This window comes from Pararhodospirillum oryzae (genome assembly GCF_007992075.1).
In the GTDB taxonomy this organism is placed as follows: Bacteria; Pseudomonadota; Alphaproteobacteria; order Rhodospirillales; family Rhodospirillaceae; genus Pararhodospirillum; species Pararhodospirillum oryzae.
Genome location: NZ_BJZO01000056.1, coordinates 13247 through 28399, shown reverse-complemented (window position 1 = coordinate 28399; position 15153 = coordinate 13247). Strand labels below are relative to the sequence as shown.

15 protein-coding genes and 1 CRISPR repeat array are annotated in these 15153 nt (G+C 66.1%); of the genes, 1 reads left to right on the top strand and 14 read right to left on the bottom strand.

What is annotated here, in order from left to right; translation table 11 throughout:
• Position 1: 1 nt before the first annotated feature.
• From ROR02_RS10780 to cas3, 14 genes are all read right to left on the bottom strand, one after another.
• Positions 2–1156 carry an AAA family ATPase gene (locus tag ROR02_RS10780; RefSeq protein WP_170245077.1) on the bottom strand — a complete coding sequence of 385 codons (1155 nt, stop codon included), beginning with the start codon at positions 1154–1156 and terminating at the stop codon, positions 2–4.
• On the bottom strand, positions 1153–1725 hold the full coding sequence (locus tag ROR02_RS16640; protein ID WP_170245076.1) for a hypothetical protein: 573 nt from the start codon (positions 1723–1725) through the stop codon (positions 1153–1155). Before ROR02_RS16640 ends, ROR02_RS10780 begins: the two co-directional genes overlap by 4 nt.
• 226 nt (positions 1726–1951) lie before the next feature.
• Complete coding sequence (locus tag ROR02_RS17585) at positions 1952–2146, bottom strand: helix-turn-helix transcriptional regulator (RefSeq protein WP_147164031.1); 195 nt, start codon at positions 2144–2146, stop codon at positions 1952–1954.
• A 138-nt stretch (positions 2147–2284) separates the two neighbouring features.
• A complete protein-coding gene (locus ROR02_RS10770; protein ID WP_147164030.1) occupies positions 2285–2617 on the bottom strand; it encodes a hypothetical protein in 333 nt (110 codons plus the stop codon).
• Positions 2618–2788: 171 nt separating this feature from the next.
• Positions 2789–4069: a tyrosine-type recombinase/integrase gene (locus tag ROR02_RS17440; protein ID WP_147164029.1), complete on the bottom strand. Its 1281-nt coding sequence runs from the start codon at positions 4067–4069 to the stop codon at positions 2789–2791.
• A 403-nt stretch (positions 4070–4472) separates the two neighbouring features.
• A CRISPR array of direct repeats spans positions 4473–5661; the repeat unit is 29 nt; unit sequence GGGTCTATCCCCGCGCTTGCGGGGGAACC.
• 34 nt (positions 5662–5695) lie between these two features.
• Positions 5696–6034 carry a type I-E CRISPR-associated endoribonuclease Cas2e gene (cas2e, locus tag ROR02_RS10760; protein ID WP_147164028.1) on the bottom strand — a complete coding sequence of 113 codons (339 nt, stop codon included), beginning with the start codon at positions 6032–6034 and terminating at the stop codon, positions 5696–5698.
• Positions 6034–6582, bottom strand: a complete 549-nt coding sequence (locus tag ROR02_RS17210) for a CRISPR-associated endonuclease Cas1 (protein ID WP_246135510.1) — start codon at positions 6580–6582, stop codon at positions 6034–6036. The genes cas2e and ROR02_RS17210 overlap by 1 nt, the downstream gene beginning before the upstream one ends.
• A gap of 32 nt (positions 6583–6614) precedes the next feature.
• Positions 6615–6914, bottom strand: coding sequence for a CRISPR-associated endonuclease Cas1 (locus ROR02_RS17205; protein WP_246135509.1), 300 nt, complete (start codon positions 6912–6914; stop codon positions 6615–6617).
• Between the two features lie 11 nt (positions 6915–6925).
• Complete coding sequence (locus ROR02_RS10750; RefSeq protein WP_147164027.1) at positions 6926–7648, bottom strand: type I-E CRISPR-associated protein Cas6/Cse3/CasE; 723 nt, start codon at positions 7646–7648, stop codon at positions 6926–6928.
• On the bottom strand, positions 7645–8376 hold the full coding sequence (gene cas5e / locus ROR02_RS10745; protein WP_147164026.1) for a type I-E CRISPR-associated protein Cas5/CasD: 732 nt from the start codon (positions 8374–8376) through the stop codon (positions 7645–7647). The genes ROR02_RS10750 and cas5e overlap by 4 nt, the downstream gene beginning before the upstream one ends.
• Positions 8369–9511, bottom strand: a complete 1143-nt coding sequence (cas7e, locus tag ROR02_RS10740; protein WP_147164025.1) for a type I-E CRISPR-associated protein Cas7/Cse4/CasC — start codon at positions 9509–9511, stop codon at positions 8369–8371. The genes cas5e and cas7e overlap by 8 nt, the downstream gene beginning before the upstream one ends.
• On the bottom strand, positions 9508–10104 hold the full coding sequence (locus ROR02_RS10735; RefSeq protein WP_147164024.1) for a hypothetical protein: 597 nt from the start codon (positions 10102–10104) through the stop codon (positions 9508–9510). The genes cas7e and ROR02_RS10735 overlap by 4 nt, the downstream gene beginning before the upstream one ends.
• Positions 10064–11689, bottom strand: coding sequence for a CRISPR-associated protein Cse1 (locus ROR02_RS10730; RefSeq protein WP_147164023.1), 1626 nt, complete (start codon positions 11687–11689; stop codon positions 10064–10066). The genes ROR02_RS10735 and ROR02_RS10730 overlap by 41 nt, the downstream gene beginning before the upstream one ends.
• On the bottom strand, positions 11686–14262 hold the full coding sequence (cas3, locus tag ROR02_RS10725; protein ID WP_246135508.1) for a CRISPR-associated helicase Cas3': 2577 nt from the start codon (positions 14260–14262) through the stop codon (positions 11686–11688). Before cas3 ends, ROR02_RS10730 begins: the two co-directional genes overlap by 4 nt.
• A gap of 205 nt (positions 14263–14467) precedes the next feature.
• Between cas3 and ROR02_RS10720 the strand changes: the two genes are divergently transcribed.
• Positions 14468–14881: a CCDC90 family protein gene (locus tag ROR02_RS10720; protein WP_147164021.1), complete on the top strand. Its 414-nt coding sequence runs from the start codon at positions 14468–14470 to the stop codon at positions 14879–14881.
• The last annotated feature ends 272 nt before the right edge of the window (positions 14882–15153 follow it).

Here is a 15153-nt window from a genome sequence, read left to right as displayed (position 1 = left end):
GTCACTGCCCCTTTCTGACGATGAATGAGCGACGGCGGGAGGGCGGGCCGTCCTCTGCCACAATAATTTCCCCGACCTCGAAAAGCACACTCATTGCGTCTTCAAGGTCACGCAAGATGAACCCTCGGCATGCCCCGATGGATTGCAATTCTCTGGGGGCGTAATTCGGGGCATGTCGGCTGTTCGAGACCTTCCGACCTTGGGTGGCCAAAATCTCCAACCCGGCAAGGAATGCATCTTTCGCCTTGTTGGCGCGAGTTTGCCGATCAAGGCGGTCAAGTAGCCCCTGATTGGCCGCGTCCGGATCGACATCCAAAACCCCGCAGTCGGTCCACCTGAGGTCTATTTGATCCCCGGGCCTCGCGTGGTTGCTTTTGACCAACTTCAATTCGACGCGCCCGGGGTCCTCGTCGTCAACCTTCAATTGGAGCACCGACCGGGCCCCGTTGATCCACGCCGTTGACCCGGAGGCGGCTTTGAACGTGCCGGCTTCACTGGACTTCGAGGTATGGGTTAACAACAGAATGGCGCACCCCAGGCGCTCCGCCATGCCATTCAAAGCGTTAAGGAAACCAGAAACGGGGACCCGGTCATTTTCGTTGTCGGCATAGACAAGGGCCACGTTATCAATAACCAGAAGACGGAGGTCGGCAATCCTTTTGGCCTCTTCTTCAACGCTGTCAAACAAGGGCGTGGTTTTGCCTCCGCGCCAAAGGGCAGCGTCCAGGCCCGCAAAGCTGATCGGGAAAACCCGGCCGACAAGATCTTCCATATCGCATCCCAGGTGACGGCAAATTCTCTCCTGCCGGGCATGAAGGATCCCCTCGGGATCTTCACCGAACACCCCAGCCCCGGCCCCGCCGGCCGTAGCCCGCCCCGCGACGGGGGCACCCACGGCGCAACAGGTCGTGGCAAGCTGGGCGAACATTGTTTTTCCCACACCACCATTCGCAACCAGGAGAGTAACCATCCGCGCGGGGATAAGGCCGGTCACGATCCAGTCCACGGATGGCGGGGCTTTCCCCACCCATCTCCCGGTGTCGCGAAATCCACCCCAAGCCCGGGGCGCGGCCTTCGGGCGGGGTTCGCTGCGGACCCGGGTATCTTGCCATTCCCGGCGCCGTCGAGCCTCATCAAGGGGAATGGAATTGGTCATGCTGCAACCCCTTCCTCGATGACCTCGATTTGAAAGCGTCGGGGGGGCGCACGTAAGGCCCGGTCCAGGCGTTCGGCCAGGGGGAGCGTCGTGCAGACCAAGCGGGATGGCCCTCCCACATGAAGGGGCAAGAAGCGCCCCCAATCCAAGATCACCACCCCTTGCCCGCCGGCCCTCATCCATTCCAACGGGTCGGGGTGGATGACCAGGGGGTCCTCGAAGAAGGTTGCCCTTTCGACCTCCGACCCATTCAACAGGACCGACTCATTTTTGCTCCACCACCGCCCGGGCTGATCAGGGCGAAAAACAACCAGGTCGAACAACTCCGGGGTCGGCCATTCCGGGGAATCGATGTCGGCCAACGGGGGTTCGGGCAAGAAGGCGTGGGCGTGGCCGGGGCCGAAAACCCACCCTTCCTTGGTCAGGGCCCCGCGACCCACTCCATACCGGGCCGGCGCCGATGGCGCCTTCAACCAAGTTTCCGGGACACCGCGACGGGTCAGGGCCCTATCGTGGTCGGGGGTGGTGGCGGTGGCCAGGGTGGCAAACTCTTCAAGAAGGTCATTCATCAGACATGACCTCCCCGACTTCAATCAGAAGACGCCGAGCCTTGGTCCTGGCACCCGATCCAGCGTTGGGATTTGTCACGACGGAGCGGGCGATCTGGATCAGGGCAAGGGGCAATACTTTTGAAAATTCAATGGGCCCGGCCACATCTCCCTTAAAAAAGGGGATTGACCTTGGGTTTGGTGCGTCCTTCATTGGGAAATCCCGTCTCACGAGGGAGATTTTCAATCAATTTTTCTTGGAAAGTTCCGACGCCACACACTCAAACCGGCGGTTATTTTCCCATTGAAGGATATCGTCCAGCCGATACCGAATAGAACGGCCGAGACGAAGGTACGGAGGACCGAAACGCTCGACACGCCACCGCATTACAGTTCTGGTTGTTACACCAAGACGCGCGGCCAACTGGTCGGTGGTGATCATTTCATTGGGGAGGGAGGACATAATTACCTCATGTCATCGGTTAATTCCTGACGACATGATGACCCGTACCTTTCGGGTTTGTCCCCCGGAACCACGTCCGGGGGCACCAAAACTGTAAAACAAAACCCCGACGCCCCCTTACCGCCTCCCTTTTGGGGGTGGGGCGGGGGCGATCGGGTTTTCTTGGTCAAAATCAAGAACGTGCCCGATATAATCTTCTATTGTTTCGTACACCTCTCCATCCAGCGGGCTTTCAACGGGGCCGCTCCAATGATCCCTGATGTAAATCTCAAGGTTAACCCGCCTTTGTTCCGTTGATGTGGGCGCAATATCCTTGCGCTTCTGGTCTTCGATTAAGGTTTCCGCAATTTTTTCCCCAGCCAGCCAGAATAACCCCTGGCGATAGCGAGTGTCCCTCCTCCATAGATAGACCATCTGTCGCGACACCCCGACCGCCTCGGCAATGCGCATCGCCGGGGCCTCAGAGGGCCAGGGATCCCGTCCCCAACCCCTCACCCCCCGGAGTTCGGCCCGCAGGGCTGCCCATTGGGTTTTCGTCAATCTTGGGCAGACTCCGAACGAAACATCCCGTTTGGCACGTGGTCGCCCCGGTGGTCGCCCGGTGGGCTTGTAGGGCATGCCTCACCCTTCCGCCCGAAGGGGCACCACGTTCCCGGGAATGGTCCTTCCGCTGCTCACGGCGAGGACATGGGCGCCCCACGCCTCAAGCGCCGCCTTCCGCTCCGGAAGAAACTGCCCGCGCTGGTACACCCTCGCCACGTCCGACAGGCCGGTGGTTGCTACGTGGTTCAAGAGTTTATCAGCGACAGCAGGGTTGTATCCCGCCCCGGCCAGCCAGGTCACACAAGCCCGCCGGAAATCGTGTAGGCGCCATTCGGGCATCGGCCCGGGCGGGTCTTCGCCCGCCGCCTCGGCCCGCGCCGCCCTTTCGGCATCGCCGGCAGCGCGCAAGCGCACGGTTGCCGCGCTGAATCCCGAGGGGGGAGTGGTGCCCGTCGTGGACCAGACAAGGTCCTGTCCGGCTGTGCGGGGCACCTGGGCCAGGATTTCCCGGACCGGGGCCGACAAGTGAACGACATGGGACTGCCCGTTCTTGGCCCGCTCCCCGGGTAGGGTCCAGGTCGAAAGGTCGGGGGTGATCTCCGACCACCGCATTCCCGCCACCTCGGAACGGCGTTGTGCTGTCAGCAGAAGGACCCGCAGGAGGGGGCCAAACGGCCACCCGAGAGTGCCGGCCCCGGCGTAGATCGCCCCCACCTCGTCGTCGGTTAGAACCCGCTCCCGCGAGGGTGTGGTGGTGGGAATGGGGAGCCCCTGGAACGGATTGCCAGCGACCCGGCCCCGCTTCAGTGCCCAACCGTAGCAAGCCCGGCCATAGGCCAGGGTCCGCCCGGCCATCGCGGCCTTGCCCTCCTTCGCCAGCCCGTCCAGCACCTTCAGGGTGGCGGCGCGGGTCAGAGTACCCGCTGGCTTTTTTAAGTGCTCCGAAAAGGCAACCCGGATCGCCCGCAGTGCCTCCGCACGGTAGGACTCGGACCGCCCGGCCAGGGCCAGCGCCTCCCACTCCTCAATCAGGACGCCCAGCGTGTACCGTTCAGACGCCGCCTTGGCCTCTTCCTCCTCCCGCTTCGCCCTCCGCTCCGCCGCCGGGTCCCCGCCGCCCGCAACCTCGCCCAGGATCGCCCGTGCCGCCTTTCTTGCGTCGGCCAGTGCCACGGCCCCCCAGCGGCCCAGGGGAACCCGTCGCTTGGTATTCCCCGCGCTGTATTGGACGATGAAGGTCTTTGACCCGCCAGCGGTGACACGAACCCCAAGCCCCGGTAAATCATCATCGAAAAAAAGCCGATCCTTGCGCCCTGGCTCGCAGACGAGGCCGGCGATATTCTTTTCGGTCAACTTCATGGGACAGGCTCCTTCCCCGCTCCCGGCCCGGGTCCGCAGTTCAAAGTGCGGACCCAGTGCGGACCCGGTGAGCTGGGATCGGGTGTCACCGGGTGTCATCGAATAATAAGAGGGTATGCTGAAACCATATGACATTCAATGACGTTGGGCGGGGTCCGCAAAACCTCCTGTCATTTCGCGTCACCCCGTTTCAGCCCGTTTTTCCTTATTTGTAATCAGAAGGTCGCGGGTTCGATTCCTGCATCCGGCACCAGTTTTTTCAAAGGGTTAGGGCGCGGTTGGGTCACTGTGCGTGTCCTTTTTTCCAAAGCCCTTTAGACAATTTTCCAAACCTGGACGGCTTCACCCCTTTTCGTTCTCTTTTCCGGTTCCCAGCAGGCCCATCCCGGCCCGCGCCCGGCGGCGGTCTATCCCCGCGCTTGCGGGGGAACCCGTGACGCTTCCGGCCTGTCTTGCATCGACCTGGGTCTATCCCCGCGCTTGCGGGGGAACCGGGGCTGATCGCTGCGGCATTTTTCCTCGGCAGGGTCTATCCCCGCGCTTGCGGGGGAACCGGCCCGCGCCCAGGCCCGGCCGACGGCGAGGAGGGTCTATCCCCGCGCTTGCGGGGGAACTAGGCGCACCCTCCCCGAGGAGATGTCAACCAAGGGTCTATCCCCGCGCTTGCGGGGGAACCCCGTCGGAGGAGCGTTCAAAGTAGCCATCAAGGGGTCTATCCCCGCGCTTGCGGGGGAACCCCCAAGGCGCTTGACGAGCGCCTGGCCCTCGGGGGTCTATCCCCGCGCTTGCGGGGGAACCTCACGAGGTTATCCCCAATAATGCACGTCTTGAGGGTCTATCCCCGCGCTTGCGGGGGAACCGGGATCCGTGTGGACACAGGTATGGTCATATCGGGTCTATCCCCGCGCTTGCGGGGGAACCTACAACTTGCTGGCCTGAAAGCCCGCATGCTCGGGTCTATCCCCGCGCTTGCGGGGGAACCGGGGGAGCGGTGATGACGCGCGCGCGTACTAAAGGTCTATCCCCGCGCTTGCGGGGGAACCATCTCCCGGACCCGGCAAGACCACACCAGGGCGGGTCTATCCCCGCGCTTGCGGGGGAACCCGCTGGGGGGCCAGGCGCTGCCCGACGTGGCCGGGTCTATCCCCGCGCTTGCGGGGGAACCTCGTACAGGTCTCCGCTATACGGGTTCTGACCGGGTCTATCCCCGCGCTTGCGGGGGAACCTGGGTACACGGCCGATCGGTGGATTCGGGTGAGGGTCTATCCCCGCGCTTGCGGGGGAACCAAGTCAGCTCCCCGCAAGTAAGCTCCCTGCAAGGGTCTATCCCCGCGCTTGCGGGGGAACCAAAAGCTGGGTTTGAGTCCAGGTATCATTCCCGGGTCTATCCCCGCGCTTGCGGGGGAACCGTGCTGAGAGGGATCGGATCAGCGGGGGGAGGGGGTCTATCCCCGCGCTTGCGGGGGAACCCGGTTGACACAATCGGGTGTGTTTCGTCTTTGGGGTCTATCCCCGCGCTTGCGGGGGAACCCCCCACATGCCCCCGACGCATAATGATATGAGGGGTCTATCCCCGCGCTTGCGGGGGAACCTCTGCCTTGTAACTTTATAGGATTGTTCACGATTTCAAACAGCAAACGGAATGTCGTCGGTTTTTTCTCCCTTTTGAGGGAGGGGGCGGCGGACCAGGAGCATCCCGTCGTGGGCGACAATGTCCTTGGGAGGCTCTCCCAGCGTGGCGAGGCCCAGGCCGCCGTTTGCCGCCGTGTCGGCCCAGGTCATGACGATACTGCCCTGGCGTAGCCGGGCATGCCAGTCCGCGAGAACAGCCCACACGCGAGCCCGCACCCCGGCGTTCATCCGAGGATGGGAATAGACACCAGGCGCCAGTTCCAACATCATCGATCCCAGGAAGCCACGATAACGAGTTTCGACGTCCCGGGTGATCACGACAACCATCGGCATCACAGGTTTTCCTCGTCCGGGCCGTTCGGATCAAGCAGGCCTTTGATCCGGTCGATCATGGTTGGGATAACGGCCTGTTGGCGAAAAATCCGCGCCGCCCGGCGTCTTGTCAGTCGTTCGATCGATTCGGAGTTTTTGATTGCTTCTTGCGCGGCGCCAAAGGCGATGTCCAGCATCACGTCGTGACGGTTGAGGTCGGCGATATCAAGAACAAAGGATTGGCCGGAATCCTCGTGAACAAAGCCAAGCTGGGGGATCGCCCCCACCGCCGCCACGGCGACCGAGGCGGCGGCCGTCATGGCGACGGCGGCGTGGTTGATCGCCTGATTGGCGAGGTCGGCCGCCTCGGGGTCGGCGCGGTCGTAGTCCCGCCCCCGCCAGGGGATGTTGAAGCGCTCGGCGGCCAGTTGGTAACTGCGCTTGATGCGGGCACCTTCCTGCCCCCGCAACACCTCGATATCGCGCGTGCGGACGATTTCGCCGAAGCGGATCGCGTACATGGCGCGTGCCACCGCCATGCGGCGTTCCGGATCGGCCCACAGCGTCACCTGGGACCGGGCCACGGCGGAGGTATCGGGCATCAGGGGGGCGCGGTGTAGAAGCGCACGGCCCCCTCGCCAATCGCGGCCAGGGCGCAGCCGTGGCGGGCCAGCAGGCGAAGCGCATCGTGGGTCACGCTTGATCCCGGGCCCAAAAGGACGATCGAAATCGTTTGATGGGGAACCTGATAGTCGCCCGCCGCCAAGTCACCCCCGCCGGCGGTGACAAAGCGAAGGCAGCCCGCTTCCACCTCCAGCCGCCCGCGTTCCAGCCAGACCACGCCGTGGCGGTCGGCATGGGGAACACGCGCCTTTTCCAGTCCAAGCCGTCCCGCGAGCATGGCCGCCCTCCTTAGCGGGCCGGACGCAACAGCAGCATGCCATAGCCATAGGCGGCATGGCGGCCGACGCCGGTGGCAAGAAGGCGGGCGAACGAGGCCTCCTTCTCGACGACAAGGTGGCCGTGGAAGGTCACCTCGGGACCGTCCACCCGCTGGGCACCGCGCCACGCCGGCTGGCGGTGAAAGGCGGCAAGCCGCACCTCCTCCAACCGCGCCGCTCCGGCCAGACGATGCGCAAGCCAGTCCCGATAGACCTCCTCGCGCCGCAGGGGCGGGGCGTCTTGCGGCGGCCCATCCGGGAACCGGCGCAAGACCTCCAGCACATAGGCATCGATCTCCGCCCCCTTGGAAAACGCGCCGGCGGGCTTGACCAGGCGGCGCACCGGCCGGGCCTTGAGATCAAACGCCAGACGGCGGCCTTCCCGCCAGTGGGATGGCATTTCCTTGGTGTCCAGCCGGGTGGGATCGCACACCGCCAGGGCATCGGGCAGCCCGGTTTCGCGGGCGGTGGCGCGCAGGGCGGTGGCGTCGTGGGGGGTATAGGCATACACATTGGCCACGCTTCCACCCGTCCCCACCATCAGGCGAAAGGGCTGCGCGACCCCCTTGCCGAAGGTTTCCGCCAACAGGTGGTGCAAGGCGCGGCCTTCGTCGCCCCCCAGCCCGCGCCGGGCGGCCCAGCGGTGAACGTCGGGCAGCAGCAGCGGCAGGCAGGCAAGATGCAGCGCGGTCATGGGGTGTCTCCCGGCGGAACAACAAAGCCTTCGACCACCCGGCGGCTGCCACCGTGCAGGCCGCTTGACCAGTCGCGCCGGTCGGGAAGATCGATGATCCGAAGCACGCCTTGCCCCGTGTCGGGGCCTTCGCCCAGTGGCCACACGGCCGGCAGGCGGTCCGGGCCGGCACCGGCCGTGCGCGGGACCTGGGACAGCGCCTGGTGGGCCGTCGCCGCCTGTTCGAACGCCCGCAACCTGCGCAATGGCGCCGAGGGCAGGCAGGATTTGCGTCCCAGGAACACCGGTCGGGCCGGGCGGTCAAGGGCAGCGGCCAGGGTGTCGAGATCGGGGGCGTTTTCCCCGTCCACGCGCAGCGCGACCACCACGCACGCATCCACCCAATAGTCGCGGACGCGGCGGTGGGGGCCGTCGTAGCTGTCTCCGGCCCGACCCTCGGGCTCGCCCCAGGTGGTCCAGCCCTTGTCCGCCTTGTCGAGGCGGACATTCTGGGTGTCGGTCAGGGAGGTGCCGGGCCGGTCGCGCCGGGCCGCGATCACCAGCCGGTCTTGCAGGCCCTGATGCAAGGTGGTGTCGGTGCGCCGCCAGCCCAGGGCGTTGCCCAACAGCCCGGTCAGCATGGACAGGGCCGGCCAGGGGCGAATAACGCCAACCTGATCGATGGTCGCGCCGCCAAAGGCCAGCATCGGCGCTTCCAGATGCATGATAAGCCAGCGGGGTTCAGGCATCGGCGCCTGTCCCCACCTGCGCCGCCGCCCACTCGGCCAGGGCCTTGAGCGACAGCCGCTCCAGGCCGCTGCCCTCCGGGCTGGACAGCGGCGTTTGCGCCAGCGACAGGTACCGGCGCGCCTCGCCGGTTTCATAGGTGGCGTCCAGGTGCGCCAGGTGGCCATCCAGCACCCGCAGCGCTTCTTCCACGTCGGGACGGCAGGCCCGGCGAAAGGCCCCGGCCAGGCTGCGCGGCTGGCGGGCGCCGGCCTCGACCAGCAGCAGGTCGGCGCGGCCATAAGGCGCGGTGGAGCCCCGCTTGGCCCCCGGCGACACCTCGGCGATCAGGTAAAGCAGGTGGTGGACGATCCGCCCCGCCAGATCGGCATCCCCCCCGCAATTCTTGATCAGCCCCGGCAGGTCGATGACCACGTAGCCATAGAACAAGCCGCAGGTCAGTTCGGTTTCCTGGATGGTGTCGGCGCCGCTGTCGTCCTCGTCCTTTTTCAGATCATCGACGGCGGTGAAATAATCGCCCTCGGCTTCCTCGGCGTGGACGGTGAAGGCGTGCGCCACATGCACCGGGGCCTCGATGTTGGCGCCAGGGTCCGAGGTCACCATGCGCCCGAACAAGGCTCCGGTCACCCCGGCCGGCAAGGCGGTGTTCTGGGCCAGGACACTCACGTTCTTACCCTTGACCCACTGCGCCGCCGCCTTGGCCGCCGCCTTGGCGTCCGGGGCCTCGGCGGCCAGCCGGTCGGCCTCGGCGGCCAGCCACGTCAGTTCCGACTCGCCCAACAGCAAGGTCTGGCGGCTTTTTTTGCCCTTGTCGGCCTTGTCGCCGTAAACCAGTTTCTGGAACTCGGGCTCCAGGGCGTTGACGACGTCATCGGGATGGCGGCCGCGCAGCGGTTCGATCACCTTTTCCGTGACCAGCTCGCGCGAGCGGTACGCGTCCACGTATCCGGCCAGGGTGGAGAGCGCGTGCGGATCCTCGGCCTTGCGCCAATGGCGCTTCAGGCACTGCGACGAAATGCGGATGCGGCTGGTGGCGCCATAGGTCAGGCGCTTGGCCAGACCGGTATCGTCGCGGTTCAGCAGCGCGGCGGTGTAGGTGTGCAAGGTGTGAATTTGCAAAAAGCGGGCGGTGCTCATGGGCGGGGCTCCGGCGTGGGGGAGGGAGAACGGGCGGCGGCGTCAAGCCGCTTGTAATAGGCGCGGGCCAGGTCTCTTTTTGTGTGCGTGGGGTCGGGAAGCAGCAGCAAGGCGGCGATATCGACGCAGTTGACCCCGTTGCCTTCCTGCATGTGGCCGGCCAGGGCGCGGGCGATGCGCTCCAATGCCAGGCCCCGCTGCCCGGCCGGTTGGGCCAGCAGGCGGGCCAGCCGGGCTTCCGACAAAAATGGCCGGGGCGGCGAGCCCTCCCACCCGGAAGTGCCGCCATCGCACAGCACTTTGCCCAGCCGCTGCTCGGGCTTATGCAGGGGAGTGGTTTTGTTCCGCTCGCCCTTGGGGGTCAGCAGGGCCATGATCTTGACCAGCCGCATCCAGCCCTCGACCCGGGCCGTGTCGTCGATGAAGTCGGCCCGGGCGGCCAGATCCCAGAACGGACCACAGCCCGGCCCACCCACCGCCAGCCGGCGCAAGGCGGCAAGCTGCCCCGTGTCCAGCGTTTGCAGTCCGGCCGAAAGAGCGCTCACCGTGGTTTCAAGCCAGCTCTCTTCCGGCTTCGTCTTGTTGAACGTCATGGACGGTCTCCTCCTGCGGGGGCCTGGGAAACAGATCGGGGTACGCATGGCGCGCCCGGCCCCAAAACGCCGCCCGTGCCCGCGCCCGCGCCCGAGGGCGAAACAGGCCGTGACCGGGCAGGGCCGGCAAGGCGGCCTCGAACACCGCGCCCGCGATGTCGATCAGGGCGCGGGCGAAGCGGTCTTCCTCGGCCTTGACGGCGTCGGGCCCTTGATCCTGGGCCGCGAATCGCGCCCATAGGTGATCGAAGAAGATTTCGTCGGCGCCCTGGTCGAAGCGGTCGCGCGCGGCGCGGGCGCGGGCGTGGGCGTAGTGTTCCTTGCTCACCTTGTCCTTGTCGCCTCCGGCCGCCGCCAGGGCCAGGGCGAAGGCCAGCACCTTGTCGATCTCGCCGATTCCCTTGATTTGCGCCTTGGCCAGCTCGTGCAACTCCTGGCGCCGGGGTCCCAAGGCACGGGCGATGGGGCCGGCCAGGGGCAGGACGCGGGACTTGAAGCCATAGGTCTTGCTGTTGCCTCGTGCCAGCGCCGCCGCCACCAGGAGGTACGTTCCTTGGTCCGACGGACCGGGCCGGGCCAGCACCGGCACTTCCCAGTCTCCGGACAGCAGCAGCTCGCACAAGGTGCGGTAATCAAAATCGCGCTCGGACAGGGTGAAGCTCTTGCCCTCGGTCCTGGACACGGGCGCGAAGGGATCGCCCACGGCGCCACTCAGATGCTTGGCGTTGATCCGTGTTGTCTTCGAGGTGCCTTTGCGGGCGATGATCCGCCCCTCGACGATTTCCAGCCGCACCCGCCGGCATACCTCGATGAACCAGAGATCAAGCGCGCGCAGCTCAAGCGATTGTCCGTCGGGCCACGGCGCCAGCCACACCAGCCCGAGCCCGCCGCTGTCGGGGGTGTCCAGGGGGGCATGACGGTCCAGTTCCCGCTCGCGGTTGTCCAGCAGCGCCTTGACGTTGTGGCAAAACCAGGCGCCGGGGCGGGGGCTCGCCGTCTTGGGGGCATGGGGCGGGCACGGCGCGAGCGCCAGCATCGGGCGCGACGACGAGCCGCCGTTCATCCGTGCAATGCCATAGTTGTCCCGTCCCGAGAACCCTTCGCCGGTTTGCAACGAGACCAGGGCGAACAGCCAGTCGTCGGGCTCGCCATGGCGGGCGATCGCCTGCTTGATGTCGTGGTTGCGCGCGGTGATCAGCAGATCCAAGGCGTCCGGGGTGTGGACGGATTTGGCCAGCGTCATCCCCGCCGGGACCGGAGGCTGCAAAAAGGCCGGCTTGCCGTCGTCCTCGACCACCAGGCACCAGGGTTCGTCATCGGAAAAGGCGTCGGTCAGGCCGCGTAGAAGGCTCGTCCAGGCCTCTTCCCGGGCGGGAAGGGTGGTTTCCCCGGCCCGGTGCAGGGCCAACCCCGCCAGTTGCACCAAAAACATATGCCACGCCGGGCCTTGATGGGGTCGCAGCGCCGGAAAGGTCTCGATGTCATCGCGCGCCAGGGCCGCCAGCACCCCGGGCAGGGTCAGCCGCCCGCCCGGCGCCACCCGGATCAAAGGGGCGCTCAGGAGGTTGAATAGGGCCTGCGTCATTGTGTCGGTCTCCTCAGTCCCGCGCGGTCATAAAGAAAGACGCGATCCCCCAGCGTGATCCGCACGCGGCCGTCCTGGACCTCGGGCACCGCCTCGGGAGCCGTCGTAACCCCGTGTGACCACGCGGAATGCAAGGTGACGCCGCTGATCGGGGTCGCGAAGGGGCCCGTGACCGGTGCGGCGAAGGCAATCCGTGCCCCTTCCGCTCCAAGCCGGGTGCGGATTTTTTCGTCGTCGGTGGAATACTGAAGGGAGGCAAACGGTTCCGTGGTCGGCAGGGCGACACCCCGCGCCGCGCAGGCATCGGCGACGTCGCGGTCATACACCATTGAGTAGTATTTTTCCCAGGCCGCACCCAATTCCTGATTGAGGGCCTCGATGTACTCGGGATGCGTGGCGCTTTCGACCAGGAAACGGTTCATGGCCGGAATCGACCATTCGGGGTGAGCCTCGATCAGGCGGCGGGTCAGTTCCAGGCCCGATAGATCGCGGTAGATCCCGCCAAGCCCGTCAGTCTTTTCCTCCCGCCATGCGCCCAGGCCGTTGTCGAAGGCGGGGGCCAGCAGGGGTTCAAGGCCGCTTTCGGGCGCCAGAACCAAACAACGCGCGGTTTCATACCCCTGGGGGCGGGGCAGGGCATGGCGGTGCAGCCGCCCGATCCGCTGCAACAAGACATCGATCGGGCACAGGTCGGTGATCAGGAAATCGGCATCGATATCCAGGCTTTGTTCCAGGGTTTGCGTGCCCAGAACGATCCGGCCACCGGGCGGGCGGAGGGATGGATCGGGCGACAGGGCCGCCTCGACCGCGTGGTCAAGCAAGGCCCGATCCTCGGGGGCAAAGCGGCCGTGGTGCAGCGCCGGGCCGTCGGCCACCTGGAGCAGCCACGAGGCTCCGCCCGCCGCCTGAATCGCGCCAAAGGTGGCGATGGCCGCGCGCACGGTGTTGCGGATCACCAGCACCCGGGCTCCGGCCCGCGCCGCCGCAAGGGCGTGCTCGGCTGTTGTTTCAGGGCTCCAGGACGCATGCAGGCGCACGGCGACCTTCTTTTGCGCGCCTGCCTCCGCGCACGACACAGGACCGCCTTTCCCCCATATGGCGGGATAGGGGGCCTGGATCGCGTCGTTGAAAGGGGGGGGACGGCGCATGCCCCGGGCCTTGGCCCGCGCCACCGCGCCCAGGGTTGCCGACATCAGCACGGCATGGCCGCCCCGGCGCAGGTGAACGCTCAGCAGGTGGTTTTGCAGTTCGGTCATGTAGCGGTCGCTGGCGTGAACCTCGTCGATCACCAGCAGGGCGCGGGCCAGTGCCGCCGAACGCACATGAGCGTGCTTGATCCTGAGGCCGGCCAGCAGCGCCTGATCCACCGTTCCCACCGCGACCATCGCCGCCAGGTGCCGATTGCTGCTTTCGGCGGCCCAGCGCGCGAGCAGACGGCGTTCGTCGGCGCCGTCGTCATCATCCCAGCGGACCTCCCACCCGGGCAGGGCGTGACCCTCGACGGTGCCAGCCCGCAGGTATCCGGGAACCGCCAGCACCGCCTCGGGGAGCGCGGGAACATTCGTTCCGAACACCCGGGTCATCGCCGTCGCGACGCGGCGATGCATCTGAATGGCCGCCGCGCGGGTGGGCAGGGCAAAATACAAGCCGTCCACCCGGCCCGCCTCGAACAGGCGCAAGAAACGCCACAGTGCCGCTTCGGTCTTGCCCGATCCGGTTTCGGCCTCCAGAATCAGCAGCGGATCATCAAGGGAAAACCCGCCCATCGTGGCTTGCGCCGGCCTGGGTTTCTCCCGGCCGCTCCAGGTGGCGAAGCCGGTTCTGCCCTGGGCCAGGGCGCGCCAGGGCTCGCATGCCAGCCCCACCGCCGCCACCGCCTTGCGCGCCCGGAGCCGGGCCTTGTCGATGTAGTCGGGGTCTGGCGGGGCCGTGAACGGGAAAAAAGTCCGCGTCGATCCCAGCCAATCGGCCAACACCACCAGCCCGCACAGGAAATGCTGAAACTCGGGCGTGTCGGGCACGCGGGTGGGGTCGGCGGCAAAGGCCGGGCCGAACCACCGCCGCATCAGCAGGCCCAGGGCGTGAGCCGCCGCACGCGGATCATAGGAGGCGACGCAATGCCATCCCTGCGACGCGGCGGTATTGGGAGCAACCGGGCGCCCATGGTGGGCAAGAACCGCCCCCAGCAGGTCGGGCGTGACGCCCCAGCGATGCAGATCATCAACGCACAAGGCGTGCGCCAGCCCCGGCGGGCCCCCCGCTGAAAAGAGGGCAGCCCCTTCCCCGACATGGCCGTGGCGCGTGCCCGTCCAGACCCCCGGGGGCCAGGCCCTGGCCTGAAAGCCCGGATGCAGCTTGCCCACATCGTGCAAGAACACCAAGACCGCAAGCCGGGCGATGTCGGTGGGGCTCAGGGGGCGGCCCGCCACCCGCTCCAGCCGCGAGCGAATGACCGGCCCGGTCGCGATAGCCTCGAAACAGCACGCGACGTCCGCGCCGTGATGGGCCAGGGGATGGAACGCCTCCTCATCAAATTTAGCCCAGGGGACATCACAAGAAGGTGGATCGATCACATCGAGCCTCCGTTGAAAAACAATCTTAAATTAAGTTACGTGGAATCAGCAAGTGAAACTGGAGCGATTTTATGTTAATGTCAATTCGCATCAATAGGCCAGAAGCTGCGAAATAAAACGTGCAAGGCGTGGGGCTGCGCGGGGAGTCTGGACACGGCGGCCGATCCCTTCCATCTTGAAGGCGACGGCGCACGAGGATCCGCTCATGAATGCCCTTCCCTTTGCCCTGGATACCCACGCTTTCATCAAGAAAATGGTTGGTGCCGGCATGACCGAAGCGCAAGCCGAGGCCGTGACCGATCTGGTGCGCGAAGCCCAGGGCGCCGCCATCGGTGAACTGGCGACAAAAACGGACCTCGCCGCCCTTCGTGCCGACCTTGCCGCCCAGCGATCGGAACTGATGGGAGAAATCTCCACCGTCCGATCGGATCTGTCGGGGGAGATTGCCGCCCTGCGATCGGAGGTGAAAGCCGTTGAAGCGGGCTTGAGAGCGGAAATCAACGCGGCCAAAAGCGACACCACCCGGTGGATGGTTGGAACCGTTCTGGTCGCCGTTCTTCTCAACGGCGTCATGGTGCTGGGCGCCATGGTCGGCTTGGCCAAGCTCCTGGGGTCTTGATCCCCGCGAACGGTATCCCCCTGCCAGGGGCGTTGTGCCCGGGGGGCGTGGGGCGATCGTGTCGGGGGCGGCCGTTCCCAAACCGATTGCCTCGTGTTGCCATCGGTCGTATTTTTTCTTGGAAAACGCGGGGGTTGCGCGCGGGGTCTGCGATCGGGGGAGGCCGGGGTGGGGCTGAGGGCGTGGGGGAAGGCGCGGGGGCGCGCCCTTGTCACGACATGGGGCTCTCCGCTGAAGGCAGGAGGGCGTGCCCTTGTAAAGGCGCTGCTGAC